The sequence below is a fragment of the Cupriavidus sp. F041 genome (assembly GCF_057814235.1).
The window spans coordinates 1,631,999-1,645,213 of the sequence record NZ_JBVASY010000001.1 but is presented as its reverse complement, the minus strand read 5'-3'; the positions used below and the strand labels follow the sequence as shown (position 1 = coordinate 1,645,213).

9 protein-coding genes are annotated in these 13,215 nt (G+C 66.5%); 2 read left to right on the top strand and 7 right to left on the bottom strand.

All coding sequences use genetic code 11. The features are described from left to right. Positions 1 to 77: 77 nt before the first annotated feature. The 3 genes from ngg to ACZY0R_RS07450 form a co-directional block, all read right to left on the bottom strand. Positions 78 to 1,880 (bottom strand): N-acetylglutaminylglutamine synthetase, encoded by a 1,803-nt coding sequence (gene ngg, locus ACZY0R_RS07460; protein ID WP_488857803.1) that lies wholly within the window; start codon positions 1,878 to 1,880, stop codon positions 78 to 80. Positions 1,881 to 1,955: 75 nt separating this feature from the next. Next, on the bottom strand, positions 1,956 to 3,737 hold the full coding sequence (locus ACZY0R_RS07455; protein WP_488857802.1) for an N-acetylglutaminylglutamine amidotransferase: 1,782 nt from the start codon (positions 3,735 to 3,737) through the stop codon (positions 1,956 to 1,958). Positions 3,738 to 4,237: 500 nt separating this feature from the next. Next, complete coding sequence (locus ACZY0R_RS07450; RefSeq protein WP_488857801.1) at positions 4,238 to 5,491, bottom strand: MFS transporter; 1,254 nt, start codon at positions 5,489 to 5,491, stop codon at positions 4,238 to 4,240. 360 nt (positions 5,492 to 5,851) lie between these two features. Here ACZY0R_RS07450 and ACZY0R_RS07445 point away from each other — a divergent pair, with 360 nt between their 5' ends. Continuing rightward, positions 5,852 to 8,053, top strand: coding sequence for a TonB-dependent receptor family protein (locus ACZY0R_RS07445; RefSeq protein WP_488857800.1), 2,202 nt, complete (start codon positions 5,852 to 5,854; stop codon positions 8,051 to 8,053). Here the strand turns inward: ACZY0R_RS07445 and ACZY0R_RS07440 are convergent. Next, a complete protein-coding gene (locus ACZY0R_RS07440; RefSeq protein WP_488857799.1) occupies positions 8,050 to 8,949 on the bottom strand; it encodes a LysR substrate-binding domain-containing protein in 900 nt (299 codons plus the stop codon). The two genes, ACZY0R_RS07445 and ACZY0R_RS07440, sit on opposite strands and share 4 nt — an antisense overlap. 250 nt (positions 8,950 to 9,199) lie before the next feature. Here ACZY0R_RS07440 and ACZY0R_RS07435 point away from each other — a divergent pair, with 250 nt between their 5' ends. Beyond that, positions 9,200 to 9,973 (top strand): sulfite exporter TauE/SafE family protein, encoded by a 774-nt coding sequence (locus ACZY0R_RS07435; protein WP_488857798.1) that lies wholly within the window; start codon positions 9,200 to 9,202, stop codon positions 9,971 to 9,973. Positions 9,974 to 10,018: 45 nt separating this feature from the next. Here the strand turns inward: ACZY0R_RS07435 and ACZY0R_RS07430 are convergent, their stop codons facing one another. The 3 genes from ACZY0R_RS07430 to ACZY0R_RS07420 form a co-directional block, all read right to left on the bottom strand. Next, positions 10,019 to 11,593 carry a peptide chain release factor 3 gene (locus ACZY0R_RS07430; protein WP_488857797.1) on the bottom strand — a complete coding sequence of 525 codons (1,575 nt, stop codon included), beginning with the start codon at positions 11,591 to 11,593 and terminating at the stop codon, positions 10,019 to 10,021. Between the two features lie 136 nt (positions 11,594 to 11,729). Continuing rightward, positions 11,730 to 12,695 (bottom strand): YihY/virulence factor BrkB family protein, encoded by a 966-nt coding sequence (locus ACZY0R_RS07425; protein WP_488859560.1) that lies wholly within the window; start codon positions 12,693 to 12,695, stop codon positions 11,730 to 11,732. A 109-nt stretch (positions 12,696 to 12,804) separates the two neighbouring features. Then, positions 12,805 to 12,972: a DUF1328 domain-containing protein gene (locus ACZY0R_RS07420; RefSeq protein ID WP_045236439.1), complete on the bottom strand. Its 168-nt coding sequence runs from the start codon at positions 12,970 to 12,972 to the stop codon at positions 12,805 to 12,807. Between the last annotated feature and the right edge of the window lie 243 nt (positions 12,973 to 13,215).

The following is a 13,215-nucleotide window of genomic DNA, read 5'->3' as shown; positions in this document are numbered from 1 at the left end:
GGTTCATGGTTCGGTTCAGGAAGAAGTTGGTACGGAAGAAGTTGGTACGGAAGAGGTTGGTACGCCAGGGAACGCGGTCAGGCGGTGAACGGGAACAGGAGGTCGACAAAGCGCTCGGCGGTCGGCTGCGGTTCGTGGTTGGCCAGGCCGGGGCGTTCATTGGCTTCGATGATCACGTAGTCGGGCTGGTCATGCACGGGTACCAGAAAGTCCAGTCCCACCACCGGGATGCGCAACGCGCGTGCGGCGGTAACTGCGGCTTCGCGCAGCACCGGATGGAGTTCCGCCGTGACGTCGTGCAGCGTGCCGCCGGTATGCAGGTTGGCGGTCTTGCGCACCGGCACGCGCTGGCCGGCCGCCGGCACCGAAGCCATCTCCAGGCCTTGCGCGGCGATGCAGCGCCCGGTTTCGCCGTCCATCGGAATGCGGCTTTCGCCACCAGTGGCAGCGGCGCGGCGCGCGCTGTGGCGCTCGATCAGCGTCTTGAGATCCGACTTGCCATCTCCCACCACTTCGGCCGGCTTGCGAATCGCGGCAGCCACCACCGCGTAGCCGATCACGACGATGCGCAATTCCTGCCCGGGACAGAACGACTCCAGCAACACGTTGCCGCCTTCGCGCTGCGCGGCTTCGATAGCGCTGGGCAGTTGCGCGGTGTCGCGCACGTCCACGCTGATGCCGCGCCCCTGCTCGCCGCAGGCGGGCTTGACCACCACCGAGCCGCAGGCGCCAAGGAAGGCGGCGTTGTCTGCCTCGCTGCCCGCGGGCTGCTGGCGCGGCACCGAGAGGCCCGCCGCATCCAGCCGGGCACGCGTGAGCGCCTTGTCCTGGCACCATGTCATGGCCACCGCGCCGGTCAGCTCCGAAAGCGATTCGCGGCACAGCACCTCGCGCCCGCCGAAGCGCAGGCCGAAGATGCCGCTGGCGGCATCGACGATGTCCACGCCGATGCCGCGCCGGCGCGCTTCCTTGACGATCAGCGCGGCGTAGGGATTGAGCTGGTCGCACTCGCTGCTGCCGGCGAACAGCGGCTCGTTGATGGCGTTCTTGTGCTTGATGACAAAGCCATCGAGCTGGCTGAAGCCGAGCTTGTGATACAGGCCGATGGCGTGCTCGTTGTCGTGCAGCACCGAGAGGTCGAGCGACTGCCTGCCGCGTTCGGCAAAGCGCGCGAGCAGGTGCGTGACCAGCGCGCGCCCCACGCCGGCGAGGTGGGTCTGCGGATCCACCACCAGGCACCACAGGCTGCTGCCGCCCTGCTCGTCGCCGAAGGCCAGCGCATGGTCCACGCCCATGGCCGAGCCGACGATCTCGCCGCTCTGCTCATCCTCGGCGAGCAGGTAGACCACCGCTTCCTGCTCGCGTTGACGCCACACGGTGGCAGCGTCTAGCGGCACCATCTTGCGCATGGCGTAGAGGCGATTGATGGCGGCGATGTCGGCGCGGGTCGCGAGGCGGCGAATGGTGACGCCAGGAGATGGCGCGCTATCGTCCAGCGGCACATCGAGGCGGCGGCGGAACAGCAGCGAAGGATCGAGGAACAGCGTCTGCGGCGCTTGCGCGAGCACGAGTTGCGGCGCGTCCACGTAGAGCGCGATATCGCGCCGGCCCGGCGCTTCTTGCTGCAGTTCGGCAGCCAGCAGCGCCGGCGAACCGAAGGCCGGTGCGAACATCAGCCGGCCCCAGCCGCAATCGATCATGGCATTGGGGCGGGTCGACACCGGCGCCGGTGGCTCGCAGGCGCTGCGCGGGGTGGCAGCGCCAGTGCGATCCTCGCCGGCGGGGTCATGCATCGCGCCGGCGGGATGCGGCGAGGGCGCGGTCCGGCCGGTAGCCCTGGTGCGCGCGGAAAGGCTGACAAGGTTGAAAGTGGATGGCATGTGGGTCTTCCTCCTGTTGGTGTCTCGTGCAGCGTCCCGTCAGGCTGGCGTGCTATCGCTGCATCGCTGCGCCGGTCAGATGCCGCGCGTCTGCAACCACGCTTCGAGCAGCGCGATCTGCCAGACCTTGGAGCCCTTGAGCGGGGTGATATGGCTATCGGGCGCGTCGAGCATGGCGTCGGCCACGCCGTCGCGGTAGAGGCCGCGGCTGCGCGCGCGATCGCTGCTGATGTAGCCGCGCACGTAATCCAGGAACGGGCCGCGCAGGTACTTCAGCGCCGGCACCGGGAAATAGCCCTTGGGGCGATCGATCACCGCGGCCGGGATCACCTGGCGCGCCGCTTCCTTGAGCACATGCTTGCCGCCCGCGGCGACCTTGTGGCGCGCCGGCATGCGCGCGGCCAGTTCCACCAGCTCGTGGTCGAGGAAGGGCACGCGCGCTTCCAGGCCGTGCGCCATGGTCATGTTGTCGACGCGCTTGACCGGGTCCTCCACCAGCATCACGGTGGTGTCCACGCGCAGCGCGCGGTCGATAGCGCTGTCGGCGCCGGCCTGGGCGAAGTGCGCGGCAAGGAAACGGCCGCTAGGATCGTCGGCCAGCCATTGCGGCGCGAGCAGCTCCGCCATCTCGCCGTGGCTGCGGTCGAAGAAGCCGTGCCGGTAGGCGGCGACCCCGCCGTCCGCGTCCGTGTTGCCGGCCAGCGGCGGGTACCAGTGGTAGCCGCCGAAAACTTCGTCGGCGCCCTGCCCGCTCTGCACCACGCGGCTGTGTTTCGCCACGGCGGCGGACAGCAGGTAGAAGGCCACGCAGTCGTGGCTGACCATCGGCTCGCTCATGGCGCCGATGGCGTCGGGCAGCGCGGTCAGCAGGCCGGCCGCCGGAATCATCATCTTCTCGTGGCGGGTACCGAAGTGCCTGGCCACCAGGTCGGAGTACCGGAACTCGTCGCCAGCCTCGCCGCCCACGGTTTCGAAGCCGATGGCGTAGGTGCGCAGGTCGTGCGTACCCGTTTCTGCGAGCAGGCCGGTGATCAGGCTGGAGTCGACGCCACCGGACAACAGCACGCCCACCGGCACATCGCCCACGGTGCGGCGGCGCACGGCGTCGCGCAGCGTGGCGAGCGCGAGATCGCGCCAGGCCTCGAACGGCCGCTCGAGATCGTCTGTGTTCCGGCTGAAATCCAGCCGCCACCAGGTGCGGCTGTCGGTGCGGCCGTCGGGCTGCACCGTCATATGCGTGGCCGGCGGCAGCTTGCGCACCGCTTGCAGGATGGTGTGGGGCGCGGGAACCACGGCGTGCAGGCTCAGGTAGTGATGCAGCGCTACGGGGTCAAGCGTGGTGTCGATATCGCCACCGGCCAGCAAGGCTGGCAGCGTGGAAGCAAAGCGCAGGCGCTGCGGCGTGGCCGAGTAGTACAACGGCTTGATGCCCAGGCGGTCGCGCACCAGGTGCGTCAAGCCGGAATCGCGCTCCCACAGGGCGAAGGCGAACATGCCGGCGAAGCGGTCGAGCGCGGCCGGCCCCCAAGCATGCCACGCCTTGATGATGACTTCGGTATCGCCGGTCGAGGCAAAGCGGTAGCCCTGGGCGGCCAGTTCTTCGCGCAACGCAGCGTGGTTATAGATCGCTCCGTTGAACACGATGCCCAGGCCCAGTTCGTTGTCGATGAAGGGCTGGTGCGCGCGCTGCGACAAATCCATGATGCGCAGCCGGCGATGGCCGAACGCACGGCTGCCCAGGCTAAACAGGCCCTCTCCGTCGGGGCCGCGCGGCGCCTGGTCGCGCGTCATGGCGGCGACGGCGTGCAGGTTGGCCATGACCTGATCGAAACGTAATTCTCCAGCAATGCCACACATATCCGGACGCTCTCCTGTCACTGGCGGTATCGGGACGTCCAAAGGGACTGCCAAAGCCCAAACACCGCGCCGTGTATTGTTTTCTCATGGCGCGGTGTTCTGGTCTGCCCGAGACCGTCTGACCGGATGTCAGACGATCACCTACAGTTGATTGAAATTGGGGATACTTTCAGGACAGATGACAGGGGCTTTGGTTTCCCCGGATTGCGCGATGGCAGCCGGCCAAACCGGCGCAAGCCCTTAGTGGACAAGGGCTCGCGCCGGTTCAAAAAAATTCGCCTGAGTGCCATTTCAGATACTTTTATATGTGCATGGCATCGCGCAGCAAAGCGGTGCAAGCATCATATTTCCGGCACACGCGGCATGGTGTGGGATCGAAAGGTGGCGCATTTCGGCGCCCGAACGGCACCGTCGAGGCACGCAGAATTGGGTACGCTTTGGTGCGGGAGAGGCGTAATGAACCGGTGCAGCCGGACCGCAGGGCGCTATCCGGCCGGCGTTCAGGCCGTCAAGGAGTAATCGTGCAAGCGGTCGCGCGAGGCCAGCGAGGGGAACAGGCGCATCCACACCGCCACGACCACCAGCGTGCCGATGCCGCCCAGCAACACCGCGCCGACCGGCCCGAGCAGTGCGGCCGTGACGCCCGACTCGAACTCGCCAAGCTGGTTGGATGCCCCGATGAACACGGAGTTGACGGCCCCCACGCGCCCGCGCATATCGTCGGGCGTATCGAGCTGGACCAGGGTGGACCGCACCACCACGCTGATCATGTCGGAAGCGCCGAGCATGATCAGCGCCGCCATCGACAGCGGCAGCCAGTGCGAGACGCCGAACACCATGGTGGCCACGCCGAACACGGCCACCGCGCCGAACATCACGCGTCCCACGCGGCGGTTCATCGGGTGATGAGCCAGCCACAACGCGGTTACCAGCGCGCCGACGGCGGGCGACGAGCGCAGCAGGCCAAGGCCCCAGGGCCCGGTGTGGAGGATATCGCGTGCATAGATTGGCAGCAGCGCGGTGGCGCCGCCCAGCAGCACGGCGAACAGATCCAGCGAGATCGCGCCGAGCAGCACCGGACGGCTGCGGATATAGGAGAAACCGGCAAACAGCGTGGTGACGCTGACTGGCGTGGTCAGCCGCTGCGCGGCCTGGCGCAGCTTGAGCACGCTCACCAGGCAGGCGGCCACGGCGAACAGCGTGGCGCTAATGGCGTAGACCACGCCGGGGCCGGCCACATAGGCAAAGCCGCCCAGCGCGGGGCCGATGATGATGGCCGTCTGCGTGGCGGAACTGGACAAGGCCACTGCGCGCGGAAGCTGGCGCGGCGTGACCACGCTGGGCAGCAGCGCTTGCAGGGTCGGCGTCTCGAATGCGCGGGTGGCGCCGATCAGCGCCACGAAGACAAAGATGTGATCGCGCGTGATCCAGCCCTTCAGGCTCGCCACCGCCATCGACACCGCGATCAGCGCTTCCAGCGTCTGGCAGGTCCGTACGATCAGGCGCCGGTCGAAACGGTCAGCCACATGGCCTGACACCAGCAGGAGCATCACCGAGGGCAGGAACTGCACCAGGCCCACCATGCCGAGCATGAAGGGATCGCGGGTGAGGTCATACATCTGCCAGCCCACGGCCACCGTGAAGATCTGATAGCCGATGGTGGTGCACAGGCGGGCAAACCAGAACAGCCGAAACGAAGGGTCGCGAAAAACAGAGTCCGGCGCGGTGGCCGGAGCAGTAGCAGGGGTCGGCATGGATGGCGGTGATGACAGGGCGGGCGGCGAGGCAAAGCGCTGGCCTGCCTCACTCGGCGGGAAACGCTGAAAAACGCCTGAAACGACTCGCATAGCAGCCAAAACCACGCACCGGCGGCTACCGGGCCATTTCCCAGGCCAGTTTCCAGGCCAGTTCCCGCAAGTTTCGGATTCTATCCGAGCCCCGCGATGCATGCAGGCGCATGCATCACGTCCGCGCGTCACCCCCATGTATCAACAATGATGCAACTTCGCCACAGAATAAAAATGCGATTAGTTTCGAGAATCATTCGTATTTATAATGCGACCCTCAATGCGGGGGCTCCCTGACTTTCCCGCCACGTTCCCAGGAATTCCATCTTGCAGCCCACCTTCACGCCCACGGGCGCCGCTATCGGCGCCGCCCTGCTTTGCCTGACCTTGTCCGCGCATGCGGCCGACACCCAGCCTGGCGGCTTGCCCGCACCCGATGCGGCAGGCGCACCACAGGCCGCTGGCGCTTTCAGCGCCGAAAGCACGCTCAATACCGTCACCGTGGTAGGCAACTGGCTCGAGAGCCCCAATGAGGCCAAGGTGCTGGACCACCCTGGCGCGCGCACCATCGTCGACCGCGAAGAAATGATTGAAAGCGGTGCGAGCAACGTGCGCGACGTGCTTCGCAGGGTGCCGGGCGTGCAGGTGCAGGACAGCAACGGCACCGGCGGCAGCGACATCTCGTTGAACGTGGGCGTGCGGGGACTGGCATCGCGCCTGTCCCCGCGCTCTACCATCCTGCTGGATGGCGTGCCGCTGGCCGTGGCGCCCTACGGCCAGCCGCAACTGTCGATGGCCCCGGTCGCGCTGGGCAACCTGCAAGCCGTGGACGTGGTGCGCGGCGCGGGCTCGGTACGCTATGGCCCGCAAAACGTAGGCGGGATCATCAATTTCGTAACGCGGCCAATTCCCAAGACGTTCACTGCGGACGCCTCTGTCGAGTCCGATATCTACAGTCACGGCGGTGGCGTCAAGACCATCCCGAGCGCCTTCATCGGCGGCACCAACGAACAGGGGCTGGGCGGTGCGTTGCTGTACTCGGGCGTGCACGGCAACGGCTATCGCGCCAGCAACGACCACGTCAATATCGACGACCTGATGCTCAAGGGCGCCTACCGCATCACCCCGGCCGACGAACTGAGCGCGAGCCTGCATTACTACGACGCCACCGCCGGCATGCCCGGCGGCCTGACGTCGGCGCAGTACGCCGCCGATCCGTTCCAGTCGGTGCGGCCCTTCGACAACTTCAGCGGCCGCCGCAAGGACTTCACGCTCAAATACGCGCATAACGACAACAACCGCAAGTTCGAGGTGCTGACTTACTACACGGACAGTTTCCGCGGCAGCAATATCGAGAGCGAAGGCACCGGCGCCACCGCCGGCCAGCGCCGCCTGGTTTCGTATCCGCGCAACTACCACACCTTCGCCATCGAGCCGCGCTACTCGCAACTGTTCCACGGCGAAAACGTGAGCCACGAAGTGGGCGTGGGCTATCGCTTCCTGCGCGAAGCCAGCGACGAAGAAGCCTCGCGCACCGCCTTCTATCGCCCCGGCACCGGCTTCAATGCGCCCAACGCGCCGTCCACGCAGTACCAGTCGCGCACCGGCGGCACCACGGCCAACGCGGTCTATATCGACGACACCATCAACGTCGGCAACTGGACCATCACGCCTGGCCTGCGCTACGAGATGATCCGCTCCTATGTCACGGACAACTTCACCAAGGTGCGCAACGACGTGAAGTCCGAGGAGCCGCTGCCCTCGCTGGCGGTGCTGTACCACGTGACCGACCAGTGGAAGCTGTTCGCCAACGCCGGCGTCTCCTTTGGCCCGCTGCAGTACTTCCAGATCGCGCAGACCACCAACGGCCTGACCCCGGAAAAGGCCAAGACCTATGAGATCGGCACGCACTTCGCCGGCATCAATGGCTGGGGCGGCGAGCTGACCTTGTTCAACATCGACTTCGACGACGAGCTGCAGCTGCGCGGCGGCACCGCCGGCAGCCCGGATGCGTGGACCAACCTGGGCGCGACCACGCACCGCGGCGTGGAGTCGTCGGTGCGCTACGACTTTGGCGCGCTGGCTCCCACGCTGGCGGGCCTGTCGGCTTACGCCACCTACACCTTCACGGATGCCACCTACAACCAGGGCAACTTCGCCGGCCGCGACCTGCCCTTCTATTCGCGCCATGTGGCCACGCTGGGCATGCGTTACTCACGCAACCGCTGGCTGCTCAACGTGGACGCCTTTGCGCAATCGAAGCAGCACTCGCCGGGCGACCCGACCATCGCCAACGCGCCATACCAGACCGCGGAAAGCGCCAACGGCGCGCTGGGCGATATCCCGGGCTACGCGCTGTTGAACATGCGCCTGGGCTACGACTTCGGCAAGGCGGCGCAAAACCTGAAGATTGCGGTGGGCGTGAAGAACCTGTTCGACCGCCGCTACTTCACCCGCTCCACCGACAACAACGCGGGCAAGTACGTTGGCATGCCACGCACGTTCTACATCCAGGCCTCGCTGGCTTAATGAGCAGGCAGTGCCGCGCGCAGGCTGCTGGCCAGCGCCGCGGCGGCCGGCGCGGCATCGCGCCGCGACAGTAGCACCACGCGCGTGTCGCAGCCGGCATCGGCCAGCGGCACGAAGCACACCCCTGGCGGCGCCATGCGCCCGAGCGAAGCCGGCACCAGGGCCACGCCAAACCCGGCCTCCACCAGCGCCAGTTGCGACAGCTTGCGCGAGATCGCCGCGGCGGCGCGCGGGTAGAAGCCGCTCTCCAGGCAGCACTGCGCCACGCGCTGGCTCAGGCCGCCGCGATCCGGATGCGGCAGCGACACAAAGGGTTGCTCCCGCAAGGCATCCAGCGCGATATGGTCCTCCCGCGCCAGCGGGTGCGCGCTGCTTACCGCCAGTTCGAGACGTTCGCTGTAGAGCGGATCGACGTTGACGCGGGGCAGCCGGCGCAGCAGCGGCTCGCGCGCCAGGCCAAGATCGGCGCGGCCTTCCTCGATCTCCAGCGCCTGCTGTTCGCTGGACGCCTGCGAGATTTCAAGACGAATCCCCGGATGTCCGGACTGGTACGCGCGCAATACCGCCGTGCAGGCTGGCGTCAGCGGCACCGAACTCGAATGCAGCAAGCGCACAGTGCCTTGTTCTCCGCGCTCGACCTGCCGCGCCTGCGCCGATGCCTCGGTCAGTTCGGCCAGGATGCGGCGGGCGGCTTCATGGAAAGCGCGGCCGGCCGGCGTGGTTTCCACATGGCGCGCCTTGCGCACCAGCAGCGCCACCTGCAACATGCCCTCCAGTTCCTTGATCTGCCGGCTCAGCGCCGACTGGGCAATAAAGAGCCGCTCGGCGGCCAGGCTGAAGCTGCCGGCATCGACGATTTCCACGAAATAACGCAACTGCTTGAGGGACGGGCTCATTCAGGGACAGGCTCATTGAAGGACGGGCTCATGCCGGGCTGGGTGGTGCGCGGGGCCGCGAGCCGGGATTGCGGACTGCGACGACTGGATTGGCGCCGGCGCGGCGCACGCGCGCAGTGTGCCATGGCGCGGGCGCCGCGCCCAGCACCCTGCCATGCCGCTTTGCGATGGATCGCGGGGCGCTTTGATATTGGTCCGCCGGCGGGCGCGTCCCTATGCTGTGGGGCACGCAACCCCGACTCAGCCTAACGTGGAACTCCCTTCCCTTTCCTTCCTGCTCCCTGGCTTTTCCCTGCCGGCCTACCTCGCCATGTGCCTGGCAATCGCCGGCGCTTATGTGATCTTCGGCATGGCGGGCTTTGGCACCGCGCTGGTGGCGGGACCGCTGCTGGCCCACCTGATGCCGGTCAGCCAGATCGTGCCTCTACTGGCACTGATGGACTGCAGCGCCGCCGCCTTTGCCTTGCTGCGCGACGGCCGCGCCGCGGACCGCGCCGAGCTTGGCCGGTTGCTGCCCTGCATGCTGGCCGGCAGCCTGGCGGGCGCCGCGTTGCTGCTCAAGCTGCAATCGGATCTGCTGCCGCTGCTGCTGGGCATGTTCGCCATGGCCTACGCGGTCTGGTCGCTTGCCGGCAGGCGCCCGGCGGGCTTCACGCCGCGCGCGGCGCTCCCTTTCGGGCTGGGTGGCGGCATCTGCTCGGCCATGTTCGGCAGCGGCGGTTTCCTGTATGCGATCTACCTGTCGGGACGGATGGGCAAGGACGCGATGCGCATGACGCAATCGGCGCTGATCGGCGTGAGCACGCTGACGCGGCTGGTGCTGTTCGCGCTGGCGGGGGTGTATGCGGACGCGGCCATCCTCAAGCTGGCGCTGATGCTGGCGCCGGCGATGGCGCTGGGCCTGTGGGCCGGGCGCAGGATCACGCTGCGCTTGTCGCGCGAGCAGTTTCTGCGCATGGTCAATGCGGTGGTGCTGTGTTCGGGCGGCGCGCTGGTGCTGCACTTCCTGCTGCGCGTGAATTGACGAACGCCGCCCGGCACGGGCGGCGTTCGTCCATGACACCCGGCCTCAGACGATCTCGCGCGTTTCCATGAACTGCAGATTGGGAAAGCGCTCCTGCGTCAGGCGCAGGTTGACCATGCTGGGCGCCAGGTAGACGTGATCGCCCGCGCCGTCGAGCGCCACGTTGTGGCCGGCCTTTTCGATCAGCTTGTCGATCTCCGCGGCATCGCCCTTGAGCCAGCGCGCCGTGGCGCAATCGTGCGACTCGAAAATCGCGTCGACGCCGTACTCATGTTCCAGGCGGTGCGCCACCACGTCGAACTGCAGGATACCCACGGCACCCAGCACCAGGTCGTTGGAAGCAATCGGGCGGAACATCTGCGTGGCGCCTTCTTCGGCCAGCTGCTGCAAACCCTTTTGCAGTTGCTTGACCTTGAGCGGGTTGTTCAGGCGCGCGCGGCGGAAGAACTCCGGCGCGAACGAAGGAATGCCGGTGAACTTGAGCGCTTCGCCCTCGCTGAACACGTCGCCCAGGCGGATGGTGCCGTGGTTGGGCACGCCGATGATGTCACCGGCGTAGGCCTCTTCGGTCGTATTGCGGTCCTGCGACATGAAGGTGATGGCGTTATTGATCGCCATGGTCTTGCCGGTGGACACGTGCAGCAGCTTCATGCCGCGCTCGAAGCGGCCCGAACAGACGCGCACGAAGGCGATGCGGTCGCGGTGGCGCGGGTCCATATTGGCCTGGATCTTGAACACGAAGCCGGTGAACTTGGGCTCCTGCGGCACCACCACGCGCGACTCGGTATTGCGCGCCTGCGGCGGCGGCGCCAGCGCGCACAGCGCGTCGAGCAGCGATTGCACGCCAAAGTTGTTGACGGCCGAGCCGAAGTACACCGGCGTCTGCTTGCCGCTGAGGAAGGCGTCCTTGTCGAAGGCATGCGAAGCGCCGCGCACGAGTTCGATCTCGATGCGCAGTTCCTCCGCCTGGCTGCCCAGCACGCGGTCCAGCTCCGGGTTGTCCAGCCCCTGGACGATGGCCGAGGTGCCCTTGTCGCCGTGCGGATCGAACAACTGCACGCGGTCGTCGATCAGGTGGTACACACCGCGGAAAGACTTGCCCATGCCGATCGGCCAGGTCATCGGCGCGCACTGCATCTTCAGCACGTCCTCGATTTCGTCGAGCAGCTCAATGGGCGAGCGGCCTTCACGGTCGAGCTTGTTGATGAAGGTGATGATGGGCGTGTCGCGCAGGCGGCAGACGTTGAGCAGCTTGATGGTCTGGGCTTCGACGCCGTTGACCGAGTCGATCACCATCACCGCGGAGTCCACCGCGGTCAGCGTGCGGTAGGTGTCTTCCGAAAAGTCCTCGTGGCCCGGCGTGTCGAGCAGGTTGATGATGTTCTCCTGGTAGGGGAACTGCATCACCGAGGAGGTCACCGAAATGCCTCGCTGCTTTTCCAGTTCCATCCAGTCGGAGGTGGCATGGCGGTCGGCCTTGCGCGCGCGCACTTCGCCCGCGACCTGGATGGCGCCGCCGAACCACAACAGTTTTTCGGTCAGGGTCGTCTTACCCGCGTCAGGGTGCGAAATGATGGCAAAGGTGCGACGACGCGCAATTTCGGATACGAGCGAGCTCACGGCAGTGGATTCGGCAAACAGAAGATGAAATAAGGGCCCGGGGCGCAGCGGACCGGCGCCAGGGGCCGGCGCGACCATCAGCTTGCGGTCGGGGGCCGGGCACTGCGGGCATGCACGAAGGGAATCGGGCCGTATTTTACCGGTTCGCGGGACCAGCGGCGCGAGGATCGGGAGGCGCGCTGCCGCTTTGCCCTTTCAGGCTGCCAAATTGCAGCGCGTACTGGCGAGTGAGTTCGGCACCGAAGAAGAATATTTGCGCCGAATAATACACCCACAACATCAGCGCCACCACCGAGCCGGCCGCGCCATAAGACGTAGCCACGGCACTATTGCCCAGGTAGAGGCCAATCAGCCGCTTGCCCACCGCAAACAGCAGGGCGGTGATGACCGCCCCCATGATCACATCGCGCCAGGCGATGCGCGCGTTGGGCAGCATCTTGAAGATCACGGCGAACAGCAAAGTGACCACGCAAAAGGAAAATGCCGTAGAGATCGCTTCGGCGACCGGCGCAAACCACGATTGCGTCCACAACTGCCCCCAGAAGCGGTCGATCACGGCCAGCGCGGCATTGACGATCAGCGACACCAGCAACATGAAGCCCAGCACCAGCACCAGGCTGAACGACAACAAACGCGCACGCAGCAATTGCTGCCAGCCCGCGCCTTGCGGCACGGGCGCTTGCCAGATCTCGTCCAGGCTGCCCTTTAGCTCGGCAAAGGCGCTGGTGGCGCCGACGAACAGGATGCCGGTGGCGATGGCGGCGGCCACCCCGCTACCGCCGGCGCGATGCGTGGCGGCAAGGATTTCCTGGACGGCGGCCGCGCCCTGGGTGCCGACCAGGCCCTCGATCTGGGCGAATATCTCGCCGCGTGCCGCCTCCGCGCCGAAGAAGAGGCCGGCAATGGAAATCACCAGCACCAGAATCGGTGCCATCGAGAAAAGCATATAGAAGGACAGCGCCGCGCCCTTGCTGGCGGCACGGTGCGCCAGCCACGAGCGTATCGCGGCCAGCACCACGCTGACCGTGCGAGCGGCGGTATGGCGATTGGGCAACCAGTTGCCATTGCGGCCCGGGCGTTGCCTGGGCGGCTTGTGGTCCAGGGACCGGTCGGGGGAATCGGCTGGATTCACGCATGGATCCCGTTATTGATCGGCGCCGGCGAGCGGCCCTGCAGGGGCGGGGCTATGAGCGCCGTTGTCATGCGCGGCGCTAGCGCCGGTCCTTGCTCAGGCCCCATATCAGCGACACCATGAACAGCACGATGAAGATGAGGAAGACAATCTTGGCGAACGCGGCCGCCCAGGCGGAAATGCCGCCAAAGCCGAACAAGGCGGCAATCACGGCAATGACGAAGAAAACCACGGCGTAGCGCAACATGATGCGACTCCAATGCAGCCATCTCCCGTCTTGTTATCCGCTCCAAGGTTCATGATACCGCCCATCGCACGCTTTGCCCAAGCCGCCTGCGACCCGGTTTTGGCCCGATCCCGGCACCAGCAGCTAGACTGAAAGATGGGCAAGGCGCTATTTCGCTGCGCGCGCACGGCGCCACCGGACCATTGAGCGCCATCCCCATTGCAAGCACCGTCCTCCAGCACCCAACCCTTTGACAGTCGGAAG

Excerpts from the sequence above, each read along its gene's own strand:
- ngg (WP_488857803.1), bottom strand. The coding sequence starts at position 1,880 with ATGCCATCCACTTTCAACCTTGTCAGCCTTTCCGCGCGCACCAGGGCT.
- ACZY0R_RS07455 (WP_488857802.1), bottom strand. The coding sequence starts at position 3,737 with ATGTGTGGCATTGCTGGAGAATTACGTTTCGATCAGGTCATGGCCAAC.
- ACZY0R_RS07450 (WP_488857801.1), bottom strand. The coding sequence starts at position 5,491 with ATGCCGACCCCTGCTACTGCTCCGGCCACCGCGCCGGACTCTGTTTTT.
- ACZY0R_RS07440 (WP_488857799.1), bottom strand. The coding sequence starts at position 8,949 with ATGAGCCCGTCCCTCAAGCAGTTGCGTTATTTCGTGGAAATCGTCGAT.
- ACZY0R_RS07420 (WP_045236439.1), bottom strand. The coding sequence starts at position 12,972 with ATGTTGCGCTACGCCGTGGTTTTCTTCGTCATTGCCGTGATTGCCGCC.